This is a genomic window from Streptomyces sp. NPDC028991 (assembly GCF_055564775.1).
This window is the reverse complement of the sequence record NZ_JBVHVP010000007.1, coordinates 302429-324280: the sequence shown is the minus strand read 5'-3', so window position 1 is coordinate 324280 and position 21852 is coordinate 302429. Positions and strand designations below refer to the sequence as shown.

The 21852-nt window shown below is 72.1% G+C and carries 17 protein-coding genes; 7 read left to right on the top strand and 10 right to left on the bottom strand.

What is annotated here, in order from left to right; all coding sequences use genetic code 11:
• Positions 1 to 416 precede the first annotated feature (416 nt).
• A complete protein-coding gene (locus tag ACZ4V1_RS18035) occupies positions 417 to 866 on the top strand; it encodes a PTS sugar transporter subunit IIA (RefSeq protein ID WP_468336452.1) in 450 nt (149 codons plus the stop codon).
• 77 nt (positions 867 to 943) lie between these two features.
• Positions 944 to 2614 (top strand): phosphoenolpyruvate--protein phosphotransferase, encoded by a 1671-nt coding sequence (ptsP, locus tag ACZ4V1_RS18030; RefSeq protein ID WP_468336449.1) that lies wholly within the window; start codon positions 944 to 946, stop codon positions 2612 to 2614.
• A gap of 80 nt (positions 2615 to 2694) precedes the next feature.
• On the opposite strand, the gene ACZ4V1_RS18025 is transcribed toward ptsP, so the two are convergent.
• Both ACZ4V1_RS18025 and ACZ4V1_RS18020 read right to left on the bottom strand, forming a co-directional pair.
• Positions 2695 to 3585, bottom strand: coding sequence for a hypothetical protein (locus tag ACZ4V1_RS18025; RefSeq protein WP_468336446.1), 891 nt, complete (start codon positions 3583 to 3585; stop codon positions 2695 to 2697).
• Between the two features lie 122 nt (positions 3586 to 3707).
• Positions 3708 to 5684: an acetoacetate--CoA ligase gene (locus tag ACZ4V1_RS18020; RefSeq protein WP_468336444.1), complete on the bottom strand. Its 1977-nt coding sequence runs from the start codon at positions 5682 to 5684 to the stop codon at positions 3708 to 3710.
• A gap of 212 nt (positions 5685 to 5896) precedes the next feature.
• Here ACZ4V1_RS18020 and ACZ4V1_RS18015 point away from each other — a divergent pair, with 212 nt between their 5' ends.
• Positions 5897 to 8269 (top strand): glycoside hydrolase family 31 protein, encoded by a 2373-nt coding sequence (locus ACZ4V1_RS18015; protein ID WP_468336441.1) that lies wholly within the window; start codon positions 5897 to 5899, stop codon positions 8267 to 8269.
• Here ACZ4V1_RS18015 and ACZ4V1_RS18010 read toward each other — a convergent pair.
• Entirely contained in the window at positions 8260 to 8796 is a 537-nt protein-coding gene (locus ACZ4V1_RS18010; protein WP_468336438.1) for an NUDIX domain-containing protein, read from the bottom strand. The two genes, ACZ4V1_RS18015 and ACZ4V1_RS18010, sit on opposite strands and share 10 nt — an antisense overlap.
• Before the next feature lie 47 nt (positions 8797 to 8843).
• Complete coding sequence (locus ACZ4V1_RS18005; RefSeq protein WP_468336435.1) at positions 8844 to 9653, bottom strand: M15 family metallopeptidase; 810 nt, start codon at positions 9651 to 9653, stop codon at positions 8844 to 8846.
• A gap of 149 nt (positions 9654 to 9802) precedes the next feature.
• On the opposite strand from ACZ4V1_RS18005, the gene ACZ4V1_RS18000 reads away from it, so the two are divergent.
• The 3 genes from ACZ4V1_RS18000 (at position 9803) to glpK (ending at position 14526) form a co-directional block, all read left to right on the top strand.
• On the top strand, positions 9803 to 11428 hold the full coding sequence (locus tag ACZ4V1_RS18000) for an EAL domain-containing protein (RefSeq protein ID WP_468336432.1): 1626 nt from the start codon (positions 9803 to 9805) through the stop codon (positions 11426 to 11428).
• A gap of 725 nt (positions 11429 to 12153) precedes the next feature.
• The gene (locus ACZ4V1_RS17995) at positions 12154 to 12903 is read left to right on the top strand and encodes an MIP/aquaporin family protein (RefSeq protein ID WP_468336429.1); all 750 of its coding nucleotides are present in this window, start codon (positions 12154 to 12156) and stop codon (positions 12901 to 12903) included.
• 96 nt (positions 12904 to 12999) lie between these two features.
• Positions 13000 to 14526 (top strand): glycerol kinase GlpK, encoded by a 1527-nt coding sequence (gene glpK, locus ACZ4V1_RS17990; protein ID WP_468336426.1) that lies wholly within the window; start codon positions 13000 to 13002, stop codon positions 14524 to 14526.
• Between the two features lie 57 nt (positions 14527 to 14583).
• Here the strand turns inward: glpK and ACZ4V1_RS17985 are convergent, their stop codons facing one another.
• The 4 genes from ACZ4V1_RS17985 to ACZ4V1_RS17970 all read right to left on the bottom strand — a co-directional run bounded on the left by ACZ4V1_RS17985 (position 14584) and on the right by ACZ4V1_RS17970 (position 19093).
• Positions 14584 to 15189, bottom strand: coding sequence for a GTP-binding protein (locus ACZ4V1_RS17985; RefSeq protein ID WP_468336423.1), 606 nt, complete (start codon positions 15187 to 15189; stop codon positions 14584 to 14586).
• Positions 15190 to 15325: 136 nt separating this feature from the next.
• The gene (locus ACZ4V1_RS17980; protein ID WP_468336420.1) at positions 15326 to 15721 is read right to left on the bottom strand and encodes a DUF742 domain-containing protein; all 396 of its coding nucleotides are present in this window, start codon (positions 15719 to 15721) and stop codon (positions 15326 to 15328) included.
• A gap of 10 nt (positions 15722 to 15731) precedes the next feature.
• The gene (locus tag ACZ4V1_RS17975) at positions 15732 to 16166 is read right to left on the bottom strand and encodes a roadblock/LC7 domain-containing protein (RefSeq protein WP_468336417.1); all 435 of its coding nucleotides are present in this window, start codon (positions 16164 to 16166) and stop codon (positions 15732 to 15734) included.
• Entirely contained in the window at positions 16163 to 19093 is a 2931-nt protein-coding gene (locus ACZ4V1_RS17970; protein WP_468336491.1) for a sensor histidine kinase, read from the bottom strand. The genes ACZ4V1_RS17975 and ACZ4V1_RS17970 overlap by 4 nt, the downstream gene beginning before the upstream one ends.
• Before the next feature lie 422 nt (positions 19094 to 19515).
• Between ACZ4V1_RS17970 and ACZ4V1_RS17965 the strand changes: the two genes are divergently transcribed.
• Positions 19516 to 20130 (top strand): hypothetical protein, encoded by a 615-nt coding sequence (locus ACZ4V1_RS17965; protein WP_468336414.1) that lies wholly within the window; start codon positions 19516 to 19518, stop codon positions 20128 to 20130.
• 139 nt (positions 20131 to 20269) lie between these two features.
• On the opposite strand, the gene ACZ4V1_RS17960 is transcribed toward ACZ4V1_RS17965, so the two are convergent.
• Both ACZ4V1_RS17960 and ACZ4V1_RS17955 read right to left on the bottom strand, forming a co-directional pair.
• On the bottom strand, positions 20270 to 21460 hold the full coding sequence (locus ACZ4V1_RS17960; protein WP_468336411.1) for an NAD(P)/FAD-dependent oxidoreductase: 1191 nt from the start codon (positions 21458 to 21460) through the stop codon (positions 20270 to 20272).
• A complete protein-coding gene (locus ACZ4V1_RS17955; RefSeq protein WP_468336408.1) occupies positions 21457 to 21780 on the bottom strand; it encodes a bifunctional 3-phenylpropionate/cinnamic acid dioxygenase ferredoxin subunit in 324 nt (107 codons plus the stop codon). Before ACZ4V1_RS17955 ends, ACZ4V1_RS17960 begins: the two co-directional genes overlap by 4 nt.
• Positions 21781 to 21852 lie beyond the last annotated feature (72 nt).

Here is a 21852-nt window from a genome sequence, read left to right as displayed (position 1 = left end):
TTTTGGCACGCTGTTGAGTTCTCAAGGAACGGACGCTTCCTTTGTACTCACCCGAGAGACTCTCTCAGGCTTTCCTCCGGGCGCTTCCCTTCGGTGTTTCCAACACTATCAGGCTTTCCCGGTGCTTCTGACCACCGTCCTGCGGGCATGCAGGAGGCGATCCAGCGATAGGATCTGATGAGTTGAGTGCTGCCGGGGCGAGGACGCCATGCTCCGCATCGCTCAACCTCAGGCAGGAGTAACGACTGTACACGGAGTCGCGGAACGGGTGCAAATCCGTGAGGACTGTGGTCTAGACCTCTAATCGGAACACTCATGCGGAACCGGTACTTCCTATGACATACCCTGCTGCACAGTGCGCCGTCCGGGACAGGCAGTGACGGCCCGTATACATCTCCGCCCCTGGGAGGCTTCCCATGACCACCGTCTCGTCCCCGCTCGCCGGACGTGCCATCGGACTGGCAGCAGTACCCGATCCCGTCTTCTCCGGGGCCATGGTCGGCCCGGGTACCGCCATCGACCCCGTACGGGAGCCTTCCGAGGCGGTCGCCCCGGTGGACGGGGTCATCGTCTCTCTGCACCCGCACGCCTTCGTCGTGGTCGACGAGAGCGGGCACGGCGTACTGACTCATCTCGGCATCGACACCGTGCAGCTCAACGGCGAGGGTTTCGAGCTGCTGGTGAACAAGGGCGACACGGTCGTGCGCGGGCAGGGCGTGGTGCGCTGGGACCCGGTCGCCGTAGAGGCCGCGGGCAAGTCGCCGGTCTGTCCGGTCGTGGCCCTCGAGGCGACGGCCGAGGCTCTCACCGACCTCTGTGAGGACGGCGAGGTGAAGGCCGGCGAGAGTCTCTTCCTCTGGAAGTGACGTCGGCGCCGTCGTGTGACGGCTGGCAGGACAACCACCGCGGCGGCGGGACCCGCCGCATTATCGGGACGGGTGAGATGGAGACAACGCTGCGAGGCGTCGGTGTGAGCCACGGAGTGGCGATCGGCGAGGTTCGGCACATGGGGACGGCGGTGCTCGAGCCGCCGGCCAAGCAGATTCCGGCCGAGGACGCGGAGCGCGAGCAGGGGCGTGCCCGTAAGGCGGTGGAGGCTGTGGCGGCCGATCTGATGGCGCGCGGCAACCTGGCGGGGGGCGAGGCCCAGGCGGTACTCGAGGCTCAGGCCATGATGGCGCAGGACCCCGAGCTGATGGCCGACGTGGAGCGGAGGATCGCCGTCGGCAGCACGGCCGAGCGCGCGGTGTACGACGCCTTCGCCGCGTACCGCGCCCTGCTGGCCGGTGCGGGTGAGTACCTGGCCGGCCGCGTGGCCGACCTCGACGACGTGCGGAATCGTATCGTCGCCCGTCTGCTCGGGGTTCCGATGCCGGGCGTTCCGGACAGCGACGAGCCGTACGTTCTCATCGCGCGGGATCTGGCTCCCGCCGACACCGCCCTGCTGGACCCGACGCTGGTCCTCGGCTTCGTCACCGAGGAGGGTGGGCCGACCAGTCACAGCGCGATCCTCGCGCGGGCGCTCGGCGTACCGGCCGTGGTGGCGCTTCCGGGCGCCGGTGAGCTTCCCGAGGGCACGGTCGTCGCCGTGGACGGCAGCACCGGCGAGATCTTCGTGAACCCGAGCGAGGAGAAGAAGGGGCAGCTGGAGGCGGAGGCCGCCGAGCGCAAGGCGGCGCTGGCCGCGTCGACGGGGCCGGGTGCGACCTCGGACGGTCACAAGGTCCCACTGCTCGCGAACATCGGGGGTCCCGCGGACGTGCCCGCGGCGGTCCAGGCGGGGGCGGAGGGCGTCGGTCTCTTCCGTACCGAGTTCCTCTTCCTCGACGACAGCGAGAACGCGCCGTCGGAGGAGAAGCAGGTCTCCGCCTACCGGCAGGTGCTGGAGGCGTTCCCCGAGGGCCGGGTCGTCGTGCGTGTGCTGGACGCGGGCGCGGACAAGCCGCTGGACTTCCTGACGCCGGGCGACGAGCCGAACCCGGCGCTGGGCGTGCGCGGGCTGCGGACTCTGCTCGACCACCCGGAGGTGCTGCGTACGCAGCTGACGGCGCTGGCGAAGGCATCGGAGGGGCTGCCGGTCTACCTCGAGGTGATGGCCCCGATGGTGGCGGACCGGGCCGATGCCAAGGCGTTCGCGGACGCATGTCGGGAGGCCGGGCTGCGGGCGAAGTTCGGCGCGATGGTGGAGATCCCGTCGGCCGCGCTGCGGGCGCGCTCGGTGCTGCAGGAGGTCGAATTCCTGTCGCTGGGGACGAACGACCTCGCGCAGTACACCTTCGCCGCCGACCGTCAGGTGGGCGCGGTGTCCCGGCTGCAGGACCCGTGGCAGCCGGCACTGCTCGATCTGGTCGCGCTGTCCGCCGAGGCTGCGAAGGCCGAGGGCAAGAGCTGTGGTGTCTGCGGTGAGGCCGCGTCGGACCCGCTGCTGGCGTGTGTGCTGACCGGTCTGGGTGTCACCTCCCTCTCCATGGGTGCGGCGTCGCTTCCCTATGTCCGGGCGACGCTGGCGAAGTTCACGCTGGCACAGTGCGAGCGTGCCGCGGCGGCCGCCCGGGCCGCGGACAGTGCCGAGGAGGCGCGGAACGCCGCTCAGGCGGTGCTGTCCGGCGAGTAGGACGGTACGACCGGGCGGGGTTTCCGTCCGTCGTTGCGGTGCGGGGCGTTCCATCTTCGGGTGGGGCGCCCCGCACGCGTTCAGTGGTGGTGTCCCGGTGGCAGGTGGTCGTCTCCGAGGTCGGGCGGCGCGCAGTAGTCGACGTTGGATTCAGGGGAGATGAGGTCGCCTGACTCGGCGTCGGTGCAGTAGGCGTCGAAGACTTCACCGGCGGTGAGGGGTTCGAGGCCGTATCCCCGCAGGCGCCAGCCGTGGATGCGGTCGGCCCGGCCCGGGGCGCTGACCCGCATGACCAGGCCGCCGGGGCTGTGGGTGACGAGGCCGAGGGCCAGGACGCTGGTGAATTCCAGCGCCTCGGCCTCGTCGACGTGCGGGGCGCCGTCGATGTCCTCGTCCGCGTGCAGGACGGAGACGAGGGCTTCCGGAGTGCCCGAGACGCTGCAGACCAGGTGCCGGTCTCCCGGTGGGGCCGTTTCGAGGATGCGGAGGAGGAGACGCGTGGCCCGGGTAAAGGCGGCTCGGCCGAGGTCCTCGCCGCAGGTGGCGCAGCTGCCCAGGCGGGCGAGCAGGCTGGACGCGTACTCCCGGGTGGCCTGGCGGACGGCCTCGTCGACGAGGGCCGGGAGGAGGTCGGCGAGAGGCTGGCCCTCGTACGGGACGGTGGGTCCGCCGGCGGCGAGCTCGGCGGTGAACCGGGAACGGCTGGCGGGGGCGTCGGGGTCGAGGCCGGCGGCGGAGCAGAAGTCGGCGTACTCCTCCGGGTCGAAGAGGGCGACCGTGGTGTGGGTGCCCTGGGACGCGCGTGTCCTGAGCAGGGCCTCCACTTGGTGGAGGTAGGCGGCGTGGTCGTCGAAGGTGAAGGTGCGGTAGCGCCGCATGGCGCGGAAGTCGTGTTCGTCGGTGAGCAGTCCGATGGTGCCGGCGATTTCCCGGCGCAGGACGCGTCGCGTGGTCTGGTCGGTGTGCGCCATGTTTCCCCCTGTGCGCAGTCGATCAATGCTCACTCACAGTAACCGGTGGCACTGACAACGGCGGCGGGGCGGGCGCCGCGGGCCGGCCGCCATTCGTGGCGGCCGGCGCGTTGAGGGCCAGGTCAGGTGCGTTTGCGGGCGAGGTCCTCGTAGAAGTGGAGCAGGTCGAGGTCGTCGATGGAGCCGGGGTTGACGGCCTTCTCCAGCGGAGTGCCCTGGAGGAGGCGCTTGACCGGGACCTCGATGCGCTTGCCGGTCAGGGTGTGCGGGATGCCGGGCACTTCGATGACCTCGTCGGGGACGTGGCGTGGGGAGAGCTGTTCGCGGATGGTCCGCTTGATGCGGGACAGGAGGGTCTCGTCGAGGACGGCTCCGGGGGCCAGATGCACGAACAGGGGCATCCAGTAGCCGCCGTCCGGCTGTTCGACGCCGATGACGAGGGATTCCCTGATCTCCGGCAGCCGCTCGACGGCCTCGTAGATGTCGGCCGAGCCCATGCGGACGCCCTGCCGGTTGAGGGTGGAGTCGGAACGGCCGTGGATGACGACGGATCCTCGGGAGGTGAGGGTGATCCAGTCGCCGTGCCGCCAGACGCCGGGGTAGGTGTCGAAGTAGCTGTCGTGGTAGCGGCTGCCGTCGGGGTCGTTCCAGAAGCGGATCGGCATCGAGGGCATGGGGTTGGTGACGACGAGTTCGCCGACCTCGTCGGTCAGGGGGGTGCCGCCCGGGTCCCAGGACTGCAGGTCGGTGCCCAGGCCGGGGGCCTGGAGTTCACCGATGTACACCGGGAGGGTGGGGACCGCGCCCGCGAAGCAGGAGCACACGTCGGTGCCGCCGCTGACGGAGGCGATCCACAGGTCCGCCCCGCTCTGCGCGAATTCGTCGTGCAGCCAGCGGAACCCGTCGGGCGGAAGCGGGGAACCCGTGGTGGCGACGCACTGCACCCGGGAGAGGTCGTGGTCGCGGGCGGGGTGCACGCCGGCCTTGCGGCAGGCCATCACGTAGGCGGCGGAGGTGCCGAAGAGGGTGGCACCGGTGCGTTCGGCGATACGCCACTGGGCACCGGTGTCCGGGTGGCCCGGGCTGCCGTCGTAGAGGACGATCGTGGTGCCGGTGAGCAGGCCGGAGACGAGGAAGTTCCACATCATCCAGCCGGTCGACGTGTACCAGAAGAAGCGGTCCTCGGGGCCGAGGTCGCAGTGCAGGCCGAGCTGTTTGAGGTGCTCGACTAGGATGCCGCCCTGGGACTGGACGATGGCCTTGGGCAGGCCGGTGGTGCCGGAGGAGTAGAGCACCCACAGGGGGTGGTCGAAGGGCACCTGCTCGAAGACGGGGTCCGTGTCGGCGGACGTCAGCGTCGCCCATTCCAGCGCGCCCTCGGGGGCCCCGGTGCCGAGGAGCGGGATGTGGATGACGGCGCGCAGGGTGGGCAGTTCGCGGCGCAGTTCGGCGACGGTGTCGCGGCGGTCGTGTTCCTTGCCGCCGTAGCGGTAGCCGTCGACGGTGAACAGGACGACGGGTTCGACCTGCTGGAAGCGGTCGAGAACGCTGCGGGCGCCGAAGTCGGGGGCGCAGGAGGTCCAGACGCCGCCCACGGCGGCGGTGGCGAGGAAGGCGACCACGGCCTGCGGAATGTTCGGGAGGTAGCCGCTGACGCGGTCGCCGGGGCGTACGCCGAGGGCGCGCAGTTCGGCGGCGAGCGAGCCGACCTGGCGGCGCAGCTCGGCCCAGGTGACGGGGCTCGGTTCGTGGGCCTCGTCGACGTACAGGAGGGCCGGTTGGTCCGCGCGGGTGGCCGCCGCGCGCAGGGCGTGCTCGGCGTAGTTGAGGGTGGCGCCGGGGAACCACTGGGCGCCGGGCATCGAGCGGTCGCCCAGTACGCGCGTGCAGGGGGTCGAGAAGCGGACGTCGAACCATTCGGTGACGGCTTCCCAGAAGGTTTCCGGCTCGTCGACGGACCAGCGGTGCAGGGCGGCGTATCCGCCCTCGGCCGGGGCACCGTGGTGCTCGGCGGCCCAGGTCTGGAACCTGGTGATCCGGGCCTGGTCGATGCGCTGCGGATCTGGCTGCCAGAGCGGCTGGGGGTTCACGGTCGACATGGGCGGCTCCCGGACTGTGCGCGTCGTGTGCGTCCTCCGCGCACGGGCTGGGGTGTGCGCGTGACGCGGCTGACACGGACGATGCCATGTGATCGTCTTCTGCACCAGGGCGCGCCCCACATAGTCGGTGTCGTGAAGATGTGGTCCCGTCACGGGTGAACGGCAGTTGAACGACGCCCGCGCGGGAGGTCGTCGATGGCAGGGTGAGCTGCATGGACGGTCGTGACCTGGTGCGTTCGATGAAGGCGGTCGGTTCTGCGGGGGCGACGCAGGGGTTGCGTACCGTACGGGCGGCGTGGCGGAGACGGCGGGCCGACGCCGCGGGGCTGCCGCCGCGGGGTGCGGAGCGTGCGCGGGTGCCGGGGCCCATGCAGGACGTGGAGCCGGGGCCCGGGGGCGGTGTCGTCCGGTTCAGCCGTTCGGAGCTGCGTGTCCTCGTCGCCGTGAACGGGGCCGTGTTCTGGGGCTGGGACGGGGCCGGTCCGGAGCCGTCGTACGCGTTGGCGGGCCGCTGTCCGGAGCCGGATCCGCGGGCGGTGCTGGAGCCGGACAAGGACGGCGGCTGGCGGGTGGTGGCCGAGCGGGCGACGGTGGCGGTCTCCCGGCACGGCGCGGTCGAGGTCCGTACGCCCGGGGGCGTGGTGCTGCGCCGTGAGTTGCCGCCGCGCTGGTGGGAGCCGGTCGGCGGCGGTCCGGCGCGCTGGACGCAGCGGTCGGAGGTCGCGGCGGACGCCCGGTTCTTCGGGCTGGGCGGGCGGGCCGCGGGGCCGCGGTTGCGGAAGGGTTCGTACCGGCTGTGGAACACCGGCCCCGGTCTGCCGTTCGCTCCGGGTGACGACCCGTTGTCCGTCACGATGCCGGTGCAGTTGGTGGTGGCCGACGCGGGGACGCATCTGGTGTTCCACGACAGTTCGTGGGACGGCACGGTGGCGTTGCGGGAGGGCGAGGAGGGGGCGGGGTCCGGGCACGACCGGCCCGGGCGGAGTGTGCTGCGGATGGACGGCGGTCCGCTGCGGTGCTGGGTGACGGTGGGCACTCCCGCGCGCGTGCTGCTCGCCTGGGCCTCGCTGACCGGGGCGCCCGCGCTGCCGCCGGCGTGGGCGCTCGGTCACCATCACGCGCGGTCGGGTCCGCGCGACGAGCAGGAGGTGCGGCGGATCGTCGCCGGCCATCAGGAGCGTGATCTGCCGCTCGACGCCGTTCACCTGGACACCGGCCATCTCGACGGCCACCAGGTGTTCACCGTCGACGAGGAGCGGTTCCCGAAGCTGCCCGTCCTTGCCGAGGAGCTGCGGCGGGAGGGGATCCGGCTGGTGTCGGTCGTCGGTCCCGCGGTCCCGGTCGAGCCCGGTAACAGCGTCTACGCGGGCGGGACGGACGGGGACGTGTTCGTGCGGGACCCCTCGGGAGCGGTCGTCCGTGGGGTGGGCCGGCCCGGGGACGTGGTCTTTCCGGACTTCACGCACGCGCGTGCGCGTGCGTGGTGGGGCGGGCTCTACGAGGAGCGGCTCGGGCAGGGGTTCGCGGGGTTCTGGCACGACCTGGACGAGCCCGCCTCGTTCGCCGCGTTCGGGGAGGCGACGCTGCCGCGTTCGGCCCGGCACTTCCTGGAGGGGCGGGGCGGTGACCACAGGGAGGCGCACAACGTGTACGCGCTGTGCATGGCCCGCGCCGGGTACGAGGGGTTGCGGAGTCTGGCGCCCGAGGAGCGGCCGTTCGTCCTCGCGCGCTCCGGGTGGGCCGGAATGCAGCGTTACGGCGGCGCGTGGTCCGGCGACGTGGCCACGGGCTGGCCGGGGCTGCGGGCGTCGCTGTCGCTGGTGATGGGGCTCGGGCTGTGCGGAGTGCCGTACGCGGGGCCGGACGTCGGCGGGGCCGGCGGGAGTCCGTCGCCGGAGCTGTATCTGCGGTGGTTGCAGCTGGCCGCCCATCTTCCGCTGTTCCGCACGCACGCGGGGCCGGGGCACCCGGAGCCTTGGGAGTTCGGTGGCGAGGTGCTGGAGCACGCGCGCGTGGTGCTCGTCGAACGGCGGCGGCTGCTGCCGTACTTCGTGACGCTGGCGCACCTGGCCCGGCGTACGGGCGCGCCGTATGTGCGGCCCTTGTGGTGGTCGACGCCGGAGGAGCGGGTGTTGCGGGACTGCGAGGACGCCTTCCTGCTGGGCGACTGCCTGCTGGTGGCTCCGGTGCTGGACCCGGGGGCGGACCGGCGGGCGGTGCAGTTGCCGCGCGGACGCTGGTACGACGTGGTGACGGAGCGCGCGTACGAGGGGCCGGCGCAGGTTCTCGTCGATGCTCCTGTGTCGCGGATTCCGGTGTTCGCGCGTGCGGGAGCCGTGCTTCCGGTACGCGGGGAGGACGGCGGGCCGGCGCTGGAGGTGTGGGCGCCGGCGCGGGGACGGACCGGTGGCGGCCTGGTCGTGCAGGACGCGGGCGACGGCTGGGTGGAACCGGAGATCGAGCGGTACGTCTCGCGTTGGGAGGGCGAGCGGTTGGTCGTGGAGCGGGAGGGCGAGGACGGCGTGGGCGAGCCGTCCTGCCCGGTCCGCGTGCGCGGGCTCGTGGCACGCCCGGCTCAGATGTAGCGGCCCTCGAACCAGGCCCGGACGGCCCGGGTGTGCAGGGGGAAGGCGAGTTCCCCGGCCCTGCGAAGGAGGTGCCATCCGTCGGTCTCGTTCGTGGCGGTGGACGGCGGGAGGCCCTCGGCCGACCGCTCGGGGAGGAGCCCGAAGAGCAGCAGGTGGCCGTCGGGCGAGCTCATGGCGTCGGCGAGGCGTACGTCGCGGCTCGCCGCGTCGATGCCCGTCTCCTCCTTGAGTTCGCGGACGACGGCCTGCCGCCAGTCCTCCCGGTCGTCGACGTAGCCGCCGGGCAGTGCGACGCCCCCGCGCGCCGGGGACACGGTACGGGTGATGACGACCAGGGCGGTGCCCTGGGTGTCGTACACGGGCTGGAGGGCGACCGCTACCGGCAGCGGGTTGCGGTAGGCCACCGTGCCGCACCCGGGGCAGGTGCGGGGCCAGCCGGAGGCGCCCTCTCCGTAGGGCGTTCCGCAGCTCGAACAGTGGGAGTCCGGCGTGGAGTTGGGAACGGAGGTTTCGGTTTCGGACACGCGGCGGACTGTATCCGATCGCGGAGGGGGCGGCTCCGGCGGGCGGCTCAGCGGCGGCCGGCGAGCGACTTCGCGGAGACGGGGAAGTCGAAGTAGGTGTCCGGGTAGGGCTCGGGCTTGTAGGTGAAGTGCCACCATTCCTCGGGGAGGTTCACCAGGCCGACGTCCTCCAGGGTGTCCTTGAGGAGCAGCCGGTTGGCTCGCTGGGTGCCTTGGATGCGGGGGTCGAGAGTGTGGGAGCGGGTGTCGAAGCAGTCGTAGCCGGTGCCCATGTCGACGGAGTTGTCGGGGAAGCGCTCGTCCTGGGGTGCGAAGCAGGGCACCAGGGGCTGCCCGGGGTGGTAGGGCCGGGTGGGCCTCGCCGGGAGCTCGACGATCGTGAGATCCACCGTCGAACCCCGGCTGTGGCCGGACTTCTCGGCGATGTAACCGTCCGCGAACAGACGGGTCTTGTCGACCTCGGGATAGAACTCGGCCTTCATCCTCTGGTCGTCGAGGTCTTCGGCCCAGCGGACGAAGTGGTCGACGGCGCGTTGCGGCCGGTAGCAGTCGTACACCTTCAGGGAGTAGCCCTGGCGCAGCAGCCGGGTCTGTGCCCGGTGCAGGGCTTCGGCGGCGGGACGGGTGAGGATGCACAGGGGTTGCCGGTAGCCGTCGACGCGTTCGCCTACGAAGTTGTGCGGTGTGGTGTAGCGCATCTCCTGGAGGATCGTCGGGGCGACGCTTCGCAGGGCCACGAAGTCCTCCGGGGCCCTCGGCTCCGGTTCGGCCTGGGCGGTGGCGGGGACGGCCGTGACGGCGAGGAGGGCCGCGAACGTGGTGACCAGTCCGCGGAGCGTGGTGGAAAGTCGTGTCATGTTCCCTGCATTTATCAGGCACGGACTCCGCGGGGGAAGTGGGCGCGTCGGCGACTCGCCGTCCGTACGCCTCGGGGGCGTGTCGGAATCCTGCGTGAACGTCGCGTGAACTGGGCCCGGGTGGGTGCGCGCTTCGCCATTCTGCTCCCGTGCGCTCCTGGACGGATACTCTCCGCTTCGCCTTCCAACCGGTGGTCAATCTGATGACCGGCGGGGTCGCGGCGCTGGAGATACTCGCCCGTCCGGAGACGGGCGACGTCCTGGCCGAGGCTCGCCGGGATCCCGAACTCGACGGCCGGCTGGCGGTGGCGGCGTTCCGCGCGGCCGTGTCCAAGGAGACGCTGCTGCCGCTGCACGTGAACGTGTTCGCCGGCACCCTCGCCGACCTCGGTGGCCTGCAAGGGCTGCACGGCGCCGTCCGGGAGGCGGGGCGGATGCCCTGGGAGGTGACGGTCGACGTCTGTCCGCCGTACACGCATGTGCCGTGGCGGGCACTGCTGGAGGCGGTCAGCGCGTTGCGGGGCCAGGGGTTCCGGATCTGTGCGGACGGGGTCGGGGACGGGGACGCTCCGCTGCGGCTGCTGACGGATCTGGCACCGGAGCTGGTGAAGCTCGACGCGTCGCTGCTGGCGCGCCCGGCGGCCGTACGGGCGATGCGCGTGCTGTGCGACGACCTGGGAGCGCTGCTGTCCGTCGAGGGCGTGGAGACCGAGTCGCAGTGCGCTGCCGCGCGGGCGGCCGGGGCGCAGTTGGCGCAGGGCGATCTGTTCGCGCCGCCCGCACGGCTGCCCGCGGCGGACGTGTACGTTCCGCCCGGCTCCCCCGGCGTCGTACCCGCGCCGCGCTCGGGGCCCTCGGTACGGCAGTTCGTGCGGCCGGCCGCCTTGTTGCCCGCGACCGCGTCGGCCGGGCAGGTGCGGGCACTGCTGACCGGGTCGCCGGACGTGTCCGGGGTGCTCCTCGTGGACCGGAACGGGGTCCCCGTGCGGTCGGTGCACCGCTCCCGCTTCCTGCTGTCGATGTCGGGGCGCTACGGCCACGCCCTGTACGCCGACCGACCCGCCGCGAAGCTGGGCGACCCGCCTCGGACGGTGGGAGTCGACGCGACGGCCTGGGAGGTGCTGGACGTGGTGGCCGTCGGCGGCCGGGGCCGTACGTCGGACGACGTGGCCGTGGTCGACGCGTACGGGCGGTGTGTGGGCGTCGTACGGCTGGCGGACCTCGTACGGGCGCTGGCCGAGAGCAGGGTGGAGGAGGCGGCCGGGCTCAATCCGCTGACCAGGCTGCCCGGTTCGGACGCGATCACCGGCGAGGTGGACCGGCGGGTCGCGGACGGGCGGGCGTTCGCGCTGAGCTGGCTCGATGTGGATCACTTCAAGCAGGTCAACGACGGGGCCGGATTCGCGGCGGGCGACGAGCTGATCCGGGCGGTCGGGCGGGCGCTGTCGCAGACGGCGGCGGGGTCCACGCGCGTGGGTCACATCGGCGGTGACGACTTCCTGGTGCTCACCGACCTGGAAGGGCTGGATCCGCTGGCCGCCTCCGTGCTGGACGTGCCGTGGTCGGCCGGCGGGCGGCCGGTGACGCTGTCGTTGGCGACGGTCCTGTGCCCACCGGGCAGTGTGCCGGACCACCGGCAGGCGGCGGCCTGTCTGGCTCCGCTGAAGAAGGCCGCGAAGGCGCTGCGCGGGGCGAGTTGGGTGCTGGGCCGGGCGGGGGTGCCGGGACACCAGGTCCGGCGCGGCTCGGACCGGGCGACGGCCACGACGGGGTGAGAGGGGCCGCCTCGGCGGGGCCGACGGCGGGGGCTCGGCCGCCGTCCCTGCGGCGTGCGTCCGCCATCCCCGCGGCGTGCGCCTGCCATCCCCGCGGCATGCGTCCGCCATCCCCGCGGCGTGCGCCTGCCATCCCCGCGGCATGCGGCTGCCATCCCCGCGGCATGCGGCTGCCGTCGACCAGGTCGGCGGGCGCGTGCGGGTGTGGCCGGCTTCCGTTGCCGGCGCGAGGCGACCGGCCCGGGACGAGCGGCGCCGGGCACGCGCTCGGCAAGGGAGTGGCCCGTCGGGCACGCGCGGGCGATGCGTGTTCCGGTGGACGCGGCTCGGCAGCAGTCGTCGGCCGGCGCCCGCTGTGCCGCAGGGCCGGCGGTTGTCCCCCGCCGGCGGTGCCACGAGCGTCGGTGGTCGCCCGGCGGGCGGGACACCGGCGGTGCCATGAGCGTCGGTGGTCGCCCGGCGGGGCGTGAACCGTTGCGGTCGGCCACCTTGACGCTCCCTGGGCGCCGGTGAACACTTCCGGTGTCAGTCGACATCGCCGTACATCTCGGCGTATTCCGGTACTGCGTCGCGCGGGCTCTCCTGTGCTTCGAGGCCCACTCCCCCACGGGCGGTTCGGCTGCTACGGCACGCTCGTCACTCACGCCCCTCGGCGGACGACACCGGGGGACGCACCTCGCACGGGAGAACCGGGGCCCGATCCGGGCCAGGGCCTAGGAGCCGCCATGAGCAACGGAGACATCTTCGTCGGCGAGATCATCGGTACCGCGATCCTCATCCTCTTCGGCGCGGGTGTCTGCGCCGCCGTGACCCTGAGGTACAGCAAGGCGCGGGCGTCGGGGTGGGTGGTGATCGCGTTCGGCTGGGGGTTCGGTGTGCTGGCGGGTGCGTACACCGCCGCCCCGCTCTCCGGTGGCCATCTCAATCCCGCCGTCACCCTCGGGATCGCCGTCGACACCGGAGAGTGGGGCACGGTCTGGGTCTATGTGCTGGGGCAGTTCGTCGGCGCGATGATCGGTGCCGTCCTGTGCTACCTCACGTACTTCGCCCAGTTCCAGGCCAACGTCCGCAAGACCGGCACCACCGAGGGCACGGCGGACGAGCCGGTTCCGACCCTCGGGATCTTTTCCACCATCCCGGAGATCCGGCACCCGGTCGCCAACCTGGTCACCGAGATCATCGCGACCGTCGGGCTCGTGCTGCCGATCCTCGCGTTCGGGCTGACCGAGGGGCTCGGCGAGTCGGGGACCCTGGTTCTGATCGTGTCGCTGCTCGTCGTCGGCATCGGCCTCTCCCTCGGCGGGCCGACCGGCTACGCCATCAACCCGACGCGCGACCTCGGCCCGCGCATCGTGCACACCTTCCTGCCGATCCCGAACAAGGGCACCTCCGACTGGGGTTACGCCTGGGTCCCGGTGGTCGGCCCGCTGATCGGCGGAGCGCTCGCCGGGCTCGTCTACAACGTGGCCTTCTGAACAGTCCGGCCACCGGGCCGTCGACTCCGCAGTCATCTCCGCAGTCGTCTCCGCAGTCGTCTCCGCAGTCCTCTGAACCCAGCCCAAGGGGTAGCCATGACGGACCACTCCACGAAGTACGTCGCCGCGATCGACCAGGGCACCACCTCGAGCCGCTGCATCATCTTCGACCGGGACGGCGCGATCGTCGCCGTCGACCAGCGCGAGCACCGCCAGATCTTTCCCAAGCCCGGGTGGGTGGAGCACGACGCCACCGAGATCTGGTCCAAGGTGCAGGCCGTGGTCGCCGGGGCGCTCGCCAAGGCCGGGCTGCGCGCCGACCGGCTCAGCGCGCTGGGCATCACCAACCAGCGCGAGACGACGGTCCTGTGGGACCGGGCGACCGGCAAGCCGGTACACAACGCCATCGTGTGGCAGGACACCCGTACGTCCGCGCTGTGCCGCCAGTTGGGCGGCACGGACGGGCAGGACCGTTTCCGCGAGCAGACCGGTCTGCCGCTGGCCAGCTACTTCTCCGGGCCCAAAGCGGCCTGGCTGCTCGACAACGTGCCCGGTCTACGGGCCCGCGCCGAGCGCGGCGAGATCGCCTTCGGCACCATCGACTCCTGGCTGATCTGGAATCTCACCGGCGGCACCGACGGCGGGCGGCACGTCACCGACGTGACCAACGCCGGGCGCACCATGCTGATGGATCTCCGGTCCCTCCAGTGGGACCCCTCGATCCTGTCGGCGATGGACATCCCCGAAGCCGTACTCCCCGAGATCAGGTCCTCCGCCGAGGTGTACGGCGCCGCCGTCGGCCAGCTCGCCGGCGTACCCGTGGCCGCTGCCCTGGGCGACCAGCAAGCGGCCGTGTTCGGGCAGGCCTGTTACGACGTGGGAACGGCGAAGAACACGTACGGCACGGGCAGTTTCCTGCTGCTCAACACCGGCGACCGGCCGGTGCCGTCGAAGAACGGGCTGCTGACCACCATGGGCTACAAGATCGGTGACGAGGCGCCCGTCTACTGTCTGGAGGGGGCGATCGCCATCACCGGGGCCCTGGTCCAGTGGTTCCGGGACCAGCTCGGCATCATCCGCAGCGCCGACGAGATCGAGCCGTTGGCGGCGAGCGTGACGGACAACGGAGGCGCGTACATCGTGCCCGCCTTCTCCGGACTGTTCGCTCCGTACTGGCGCTCGGACGCGCGTGGGGTCGTCACCGGACTCACCCGGTACGTCACCAAGGCGCATCTCGCGCGCGCGGTGCTGGAGGCGACGAGCTGGCAGACGCGCGAGGTCGTGGACGCCATGTACCAGGACTCCGGGGTACGCATCACGACCCTGAAGGTCGACGGCGGCATGACCAAGAACAACCTGCTGATGCAACACCAGGCGGACGTGCTGGGCGTGCCGGTGATCCGGCCCCGGGTCTCCGAGACGACCTGCCTGGGTGCCGCGTACGCGGCCGGACTGGCCACCGGCGTGTGGAACGGCCTCGACGAACTGAAGACGCACTGGCGACGGGACGCCGAGTGGGCCCCCGCCATGGAGACGTCGGTTCGGGACCGCGAGTACCGGAACTGGCGCCGGGCGGTGGAGAAGAGCTTCGGCTGGATGGAGGACGGCGACGGAGACGGTTAGGCGCCGGGCAGGCTCGGGGGCACGCGCGCGTGGATGTCGTTCCCGTGCCCCGAGCCGTCAGGTGGCGACGACCCTGCGGCGGCCCGCCACGTGGGCCATGGCGTGCTGGACCACGCCGACGAGTACCTCCTTGACCGACTCCCGGTCACGGGCGTCGCACATCACCAAGGGCACGTCGGCGTCGAGGTCGAGGGCCTGGCGGACGGTGTCCGCGGGGTAGCGGGCCGATCCCTGGAAGCAGTTGACGCCGACCAGGAACGGGATGGAGCGGCGTTCGAAGTAGTCGACGGCGGCGAAGCAGTCCTCAAGGCGGCGGGTGTCGGCCAGGACGACGGCGCCGAGCGCGCCCTCGGAGAGCTCGTCCCACATGAACCAGAACCGCTCCTGGCCGGGCGTGCCGAACAGGTACAGCACCAGGTCCTCGCGCAGCGTGATCCGCCCGAAGTCCATGGCCACCGTGGTGGTGTGCTTTCCCTCCACACCGCTGACGTCGTCGACCGGCCGCCCGGCCTCGGTGAGCAGTTCCTCGGTGCGCAGCGGCCTGATCTCGCTGACCGCGCCGACGAGGGTGGTCTTGCCGACGCCGAAGCCGCCGGCCACCAGGATCTTGAGCGTGACGGGCTCGACCGGCGGCTTGCCGCGCTGAGAACGCCCGAAGATCATCGATCTCTTCTCCTTAACGTGCCACTTAACGTGCCGCTTGCCGTGCCGCTTGCCGTGCCGCTTGCCGTGCCGCTTGCCGTGCCGCTTGCCGTGCCGATTTTCGTGCCACTTGCCGTCGCCGTCTCAGGCGGCCGGTTCACAGTGCCCTCAGCCCGCTGATCACGTCGCGCAGAATGTTCTCGTCCGGCAGTTCGGCCGGGGGCACGGGCCGGTTCACATGGACGAGTTCGACATCCACCAGGTCACCGACCAGGACCCGCACGACCCCGATGGGCAGGTCGAGTTCGGCGGCCAGCTCGGCGACCGACTGCGGGGTGTCCCGGCACAGTTCGACGATGTCCACGTGTTCCGGGGCGAGCGTGACGTCCGCCTCCGGATCGTCCGCGTGGGGTTCCGTGACGACCACCGCGATCAGGTCGAGGCGGTGCTGGGCCGCACTGGTGGTGCGGCCCCGCGTCATCGCGTACGGACGGACGACGGGTCCGGCCTCGTCGTCGAACCAGTGGTTTCTTCCCTGACCGTCTGCGCTCATGTCATCCCACTTACCCGCCCGAAGGCAGATCGGTGCGCGGGGCGGTGCCCAGGTGCACGCCGACCCGCTTGACGAGGAGGGTCATCTCGTAGGCGACCTGGCCGACGTCGGAGTCGGCGTCCGACAGGACGGCCAGGCAGCTGCCGTCTCCGGCGGCCGTGACGAACAGGAAGGCGTCGTCGAGTTCGACGACCGTCTGCCGGACGCTGCCCGCCTCGAAGTGACGCCCCACGCCCTTGGCGAGGCTGTGGAAACCGGACGCCACGGCGGCCAGGTGTTCGCTGTCCTCCCTGGTCAGGTCCTTGGATGCCCCGGTCGCCAGGCCGTCGCCGGACAGGACGACTGCTTTGCGGATGCTCGCGACACGGTCCACCAGGTCGTCGAGGAGCCAGTTGAGCTCCCCGGACCTGGTCGCGGTGTGGCCGGTCGCCTTCGGTGCGGTCATCGACCGTCCCCCTTAGTCATTCCTCGTGGTGCTTGTGGTGCTTGTGGTGCTTTTGGTGCTGTGCCGCCGGGGGCGTCGTCGCCTGCGGCGTTCTCCTTGCGGCCGCGCTGCCAGCCGCGCTGGAGCGACGCCATACGGCTGCGTACTTCCTCGGCGTCCCGGTCGGTGGGGTCGGCGCGGTCCTCGGCGGGTGGTTCGGGGCTCTGCCTGAGCTGGGGTGCCAGGTTGGCCTGTCGTACGCGCCGGGGCAGCGCGCCCGTGCCGGGTCCGGAGGCGTCGGCGGTGCTCCCCGGGTTGCCGGGTGCGCGGTCGGCGTGCCGCGGCCGGTCCGCGCCGTTGCCGGACGCGGGGTTCCCGCGCGCGGGGTTCCCTGGCGTGGGAGACGCGCCCCGGCGGCGGGCCGGGAGCGACGGCAAATCATCGGACTCCGCGCGGTCGGCGTCACCGTCCTCGGCACGGTTCTGCGTGCCGCCCTCCGCACGGCCCCCGGCACGACGGTCGGTACGGGCGTCACCACGGCCGTCGGTTCGGTCGCCGGTACGGCCGTCGGTACGGCCGTCGGTACGTTCCTCGCGACGGCGGCGGGTGGGCAGGGCCGGCGGCTCGGCGGACCGTTCCTGCGGGCCCGCGTTGCCCTCCGCACGGCCGGCTCCTGCCGGAGGCTCCTCGTCCGCGGCGTCCCGGGCGGCCCGGTCCGGGACCGGACGCCCGTGCGAACTGACCAGCTTGGGGGCCCGGCGCAGGGGCAGCGCGACCGGCGGGTCCGCCTCGTCGTCGGCGGCCACGAGGGAGCGGCGCGGGCGGAACAGGCCGCCCCGTTCGCCGTCCTCGTCGCCGAGCCCGTCCGGCAGGTCGTCGAGGGCGTCCAGGTCGACCGGTGCCTCGAGTTCGACCGGTCCGTCCAGCAGCGGTGCCGGGCGGCCCGGCATCCGTGCGGGCACATGGGTGAGGGCGGAACGGCGGCTCTCCTCCCGCTCCTTCTCCCTGACGTGCTGGGGACGGTCGAGGCGGAAGCCGACGCCGTTGGTGTCCGGGGCGTCGTCCGTGAGCAGTGCGTCGGGGACGAAGACGACCGCGGTGGTGCCGCCGTACGGGGAAGGCTGGAGGGACACCCGGACGTTCTGCCGCTGGGCGAGCCGGCTGACGACGAAGAGGCCGAGCCGGTCGGTGTCGGACAGCTCGAACTCCGGGGTCTCGGCGAGCCGGAGGTTGGCGTCGAGGAGGGCGTCGGCCGCCATGCCTAGGCCGCGGTCGTGAATCTCCAGGGTGAAACCGTTGGCCACGCGCTCGCCCACGACCTGCACGGCGGTGTGCGGCGGCGAGAACACCGTGGCGTTCTCGAGGAGCTCGGCCACAAGGTGGGTGAGGTCGGCGACGGCCGGTCCGGTGACGGCGATGCGGGGCAGCCGGCGGACCTCGATGCGCTCGTAGTCCTCGACCTCGGCGACGGCGGCACGGACCACGTCCATGAGCTGGACGGGCTTGCGCCACTGCCTGGACGGTGCGGCGCCGGAGAGGATGACCAGGCCCTCGGCGTGCCGGCGCATACGGGTGGTCAGGTGGTCGAGGCGGAACAGGTCGGCCAGTTCCTCGGTGTCCTCGGTGCGGCGCTCCATGGTGTCGAGCAGGGTGAGCTGCTTGTGCAACAGCACCTGGCTGCGGCGGGCGAGGTTGACGAACACCTCGGAGACGCCGGCACGGAGTTCGGCCTGCTTGACGGCGGCTTCCACGGCGGCACGCTGGAGGGTGTTGAGGGCCTGGCCGACCTCGCCCATCTCGTTCTTGTCGTATTCCAGGCGCGGCACCTCGGTCTCCACGTCCACCTGCTCGCCCGCCGACAGGCGGCGCATCACGCTGGGCAGGCGGACCCCGGACGCCTCGTGCGCCTCCAGGCGCAGTTGCCGGAGGTCGCGGATGAGGGAGCGGCCGACGCGTACGGACAGGAAGAGCGAGAACAGCAGGGCGATCAGGCCGAGGGCACCGGCGACGACCACCTTGGCGATGGTGTTGGTCGCGACCGGGTCGACACGGTCCTGGTAGCGCTCGGCGGCGTGGTCGTCCAGGGCGCCGAGCTCGTCGAGCACGCTTCCGGCGGCGGTGTCCCAGCTCTTGGCGGTGACGCCTCGGGGCGGGCCGGCCTCGCCCGCGACGGCCGCCTCCTCGGCGACCCGCAGCGGGGCCGATGCGGCGTTCTTCCAGAAGCTCCGGTATCGCCCGCGTTCAGCGGCCGGCAGCAGCGGAAGGTTGATGTCGTACATCATGGTGCGCTGGGCCACGAGGTCGGAGACGTCCCGTATCTCGCCGCGGGTGAGCCGTCCGGTGACCAGGGCGGAGCCGAGGAGGGCGTCCTCGCGGGAGAGCAGTTCACGGGCCCGGGAGACGTTGACGAGGGCGCGGTACTGCTTGTCCAGGTTCACGTCATCGACGACGTGGAGGTTGGCGAGCAGTTCGTGACACGGATCGACCAGGCGGTTGTAGAGGCCGAGCGCCTGCGCCCGGTCGACGGTGCCGTCCTCGACGCTGCGGCGCAGCGAGCCGATGCCGTCGAAGGCGTCCAGTACGGCGGTGAGCCGCTCCTCCTCGGACCGGCCCAGCGCGTCGCGTACGTCGGCGTCCGCGGCGTTGCGGCGTATTTCGGAGAGCGCCTCGTCGGTGGCGGTGCGGCTGCGCTCCAGGGCGGCGAGCCCGTCGGAGGCGCGCGGGTCGGCGAGGTGTACGAGGGTCTGGCGGCGTTCCTGCTGGAGCACACGGACGGTGTCCTCGACCGGGTAGCCGATCTCCTCGACGACGGTCGAGACGCTGAACAGCCGACCCGCCTCGCGTCCCGTGAGCACCGTGGCGAAGGCCCAGATCACGGTCAGGGAGACCAGCGGCACGAGAAGCAGCGTCACGATCTTCCGGCGGATCGACTTCCCGCGAAAGCGCATGGCCTCCCCCAGCTCGTCCCCCACCGGCAGGGGGTACACATGTACGTCAACAAACGGCGCGAGCCTACTACTGACGCTCAGGTAACTCGAAGACCCGTCCGGAGGCCGAACCTCCGCACCGGCGGCAGTCGATGGTCAGTTGTCCGGTCATTGCGGGAGATTGCCTCCCGGGATCCGGTGGCGGGTGGGGAAGACGACCCTTCCGGTGTGGCGGGTGGAATGGCCGAAATTTTTCGACTGTGCGGGATTTCCGGGAATCTTGAGGGCCCGTCGTTCGTCCTACACCACGGGAAATGGTGACGGAATCGGCCACAGGAGCCGCATCCCGCCCCCGGGCGGCGTAAAGCAGCGCAAGCCGGGCAGCCAGAGGGGAGCCGTGTCTTCGGGCACGGGCGAGCTGTCTGCTGGCGGTGGGGAGTGACATGTTGATGGGCACGGCGGAGCGGCGCAGGGCGCCCGAGGACGGCGGTGCGGCCGGGTTGACGGCCGACTCGGCCGCCGAGGCACCGGATCGCGACATTCCGGCGGCCGAACCGGACGCGCCGACACGCAAGCGGTCGGAGCGGTCGGACCGGCCGGAGCGGCCGGACCGGTTGGACCGGCAAGAAGCGCGGGAGCTGCGGGAAGCGCGGGAGCGGCAGTCGGCCTACCGGCCGTTGTGGACGGAGGAGCCCGCGCGGCGACGTCGACTCCCGGACCCGGTGCGTACGGCGGCCGTGCGCGCGGTGCTCGTCGTCGCCGTGACACTGATCATGGCGATGGTGGCCTTTCTGTGCACGATGGCGGGATCCTGGCTGGCGTTCCCCATGGTGATCGGCAGCGTGGCGGGCACGGTGGTGGCCACATGGGGCGTGCTGGACGTCTGGGTGACACGGCAGGTCTGGAACCAGCGGCACGGCGTGGTGTCGATGCCGAGCAGCACCGCGCGGGCCATGCGACGCGAGCGTCGCCGGGCCAGGCGGCAGGCCCGGTCCGCGGAGCGGGCCCAGGAGCGGATACGCCGGCGGGGCGGCGCGGGGCAGTTGTCGCACTCGTGAGCGACCGGGTGAACCGGGTGAGTGGTCGATCGACTGGTCGGGCTCCGACAGCGGCCACGCTTCACGGCAACGCCGACCGCACCCGGTCACCCGCCGACCGCACCCGTTCACCCGCCGGCCGCACCCGGTCACCCGCCGCCTACGCCCGAGCACCCGCCGGCTGCGTCAGCTCGGTATCGCGGGCGAGTTCCCGTCGGGCCCGCATGAAGGAGCGCGGGCGGCCCATGGAGAGCACCGCGGTCATACCGCCGTTCCGTTCGTAGCGGGCGAGGAAGCCGTCGTCAGCCGGTACGCCGTCGGCGATCCCGCCCTCGACGATGCGGACGGTGTCTCCCTCCCGGCGCCGGCCGGCGAACTGGAGGCGGGCCCCGTACTGGTCGGACCAGAAGTACGGCACCGTCGCCGCGCACTCCACGGTCCGCCCGGCGAGCAGGTTGGTCACGGCGACCCGGGGCTGCTCCGTGGCGGAGGTCCAGTGTTCCGCGCGCGTGCCCCCGACGCGGGCCACGTCACCGACGGCGACCACCCGAGGCAGGGACGTCACACAGCCGTCGTCGCAGAGAACGCCTTCGTTCAGAACCAGCCCCGAGCCCGCCAGCCAAGCCGTGTTGGGCGTGGCGCCGATGCCGACGATCACCACGTCCGCGGGCAGGGAACGGCCGTCGGAGAGTTCCACCGCGGTGACCGCGCCCGTGCCGCGCAGTGCGGCCACGGACGCACCGGTGACGAGTTCGGCACCCCCGCGGCGGTGCAGCGTGGCGCACACGGCGGCCATCTCGGCGCCGAGCTGGGGCACGAGCGGCAGCGGAGCGGCCTCGACGACGGTGACGGTGTGACCGAGGGCGGCACACGAGGAGGCGGTCTCCGCACCGATGAAGCCGCCGCCGATCACGACGACCCTGCGCGGACCGCGGGTGAGTTCCGCGCGCAGGGCGCGGGCGTCGTCCAGGGTGCGCAGGGTGTGGATGCCGGTGCGGCCGTCGTCGGGGAGGCGCCGGGCCGAGGCACCGGTGGCGACGACGACGCCGTCGGTGGACACCGTGCGGCCGTCGTCGAGCAGCACGGTGCGGCCCCGGGTGTCCAGGCCGCGGGCACGGACGCCGAGCAGCCACTCCGCGTCCAGGCCGGCGGTCTCCTCGGCGTCGGTGAGCGCCAGTTGATCCTCCCCGGCCCGGCCGGTGAGGAAGTCCTTGGAGAGGGGAGGCCGGTCGTAGGGGCGGTGGGGTTCGTCACCGACGATCACCAGCCGGCCGTCGAACCCCTGGGCGCGCAGTTCCCGGGCGGCGTACAGGCCGGAGAGCGAGGCTCCGACGACGGTCACGGTCCTCACGCGGCGCTCCCCTCCTCAGCGGCGAGACGGACGTACACGACACCCTCGTGGACAGTGACGCGGTGAGTGCGTACGGACCTGCGGGCCGGGAGGCAGGTCGGCCGGCCCGTCCGCAGATCGAACGACGCGGCGTGCAGCGGGCATTCGACCAGGCAGCCCTCCAGCCAGCCCTCGGAGAGAGAGGCGTCCTGGTGGCTGCACGTGTCGTCGATGGCGTAGAGATCACCGTCGTCGGTGTGGAAGACGGCGATCGGCGGAGTCGTCCCGACGCGGGCGGACCCGCCCTTGGGGAGGTCTTCGAGGCGGCAGACGGAAATCATGGGCTCCCCCTCTCGGTCCGGAACACGTGTCCCGACGGGTGCGGGAACGCGTACCCTTCCGGGATCCGGACG

Bases quoted from the DNA above. Each gene is read 5' to 3' on its own strand.
- ACZ4V1_RS17970 (WP_468336491.1), bottom strand. From the start codon at position 19,093: ATGCGCTTTCGCGGGAAGTCGATCCGCCGGAAGATCGTGACGCTGCTT.
- glpK (WP_468336426.1), top strand. From the start codon at position 13,000: ATGACGGACCACTCCACGAAGTACGTCGCCGCGATCGACCAGGGCACC.
- ACZ4V1_RS18025 (WP_468336446.1), bottom strand. From the start codon at position 3,585: ATGGCGCACACCGACCAGACCACGCGACGCGTCCTGCGCCGGGAAATC.
- ACZ4V1_RS17965 (WP_468336414.1), top strand. From the start codon at position 19,516: ATGTTGATGGGCACGGCGGAGCGGCGCAGGGCGCCCGAGGACGGCGGT.
- ACZ4V1_RS18015 (WP_468336441.1), top strand. From the start codon at position 5,897: ATGGACGGTCGTGACCTGGTGCGTTCGATGAAGGCGGTCGGTTCTGCG.
- ACZ4V1_RS17955 (WP_468336408.1), bottom strand. From the start codon at position 21,780: ATGATTTCCGTCTGCCGCCTCGAAGACCTCCCCAAGGGCGGGTCCGCC.
- ACZ4V1_RS17980 (WP_468336420.1), bottom strand. From the start codon at position 15,721: ATGAGCGCAGACGGTCAGGGAAGAAACCACTGGTTCGACGACGAGGCC.
- ACZ4V1_RS17985 (WP_468336423.1), bottom strand. From the start codon at position 15,189: ATGATCTTCGGGCGTTCTCAGCGCGGCAAGCCGCCGGTCGAGCCCGTC.
- ACZ4V1_RS17975 (WP_468336417.1), bottom strand. From the start codon at position 16,166: ATGACCGCACCGAAGGCGACCGGCCACACCGCGACCAGGTCCGGGGAG.
- ACZ4V1_RS18020 (WP_468336444.1), bottom strand. From the start codon at position 5,684: ATGTCGACCGTGAACCCCCAGCCGCTCTGGCAGCCAGATCCGCAGCGC.
- ACZ4V1_RS17995 (WP_468336429.1), top strand. From the start codon at position 12,154: ATGAGCAACGGAGACATCTTCGTCGGCGAGATCATCGGTACCGCGATC.
- ACZ4V1_RS18005 (WP_468336435.1), bottom strand. From the start codon at position 9,653: ATGACACGACTTTCCACCACGCTCCGCGGACTGGTCACCACGTTCGCG.
- ptsP (WP_468336449.1), top strand. From the start codon at position 944: ATGGAGACAACGCTGCGAGGCGTCGGTGTGAGCCACGGAGTGGCGATC.
- ACZ4V1_RS18035 (WP_468336452.1), top strand. From the start codon at position 417: ATGACCACCGTCTCGTCCCCGCTCGCCGGACGTGCCATCGGACTGGCA.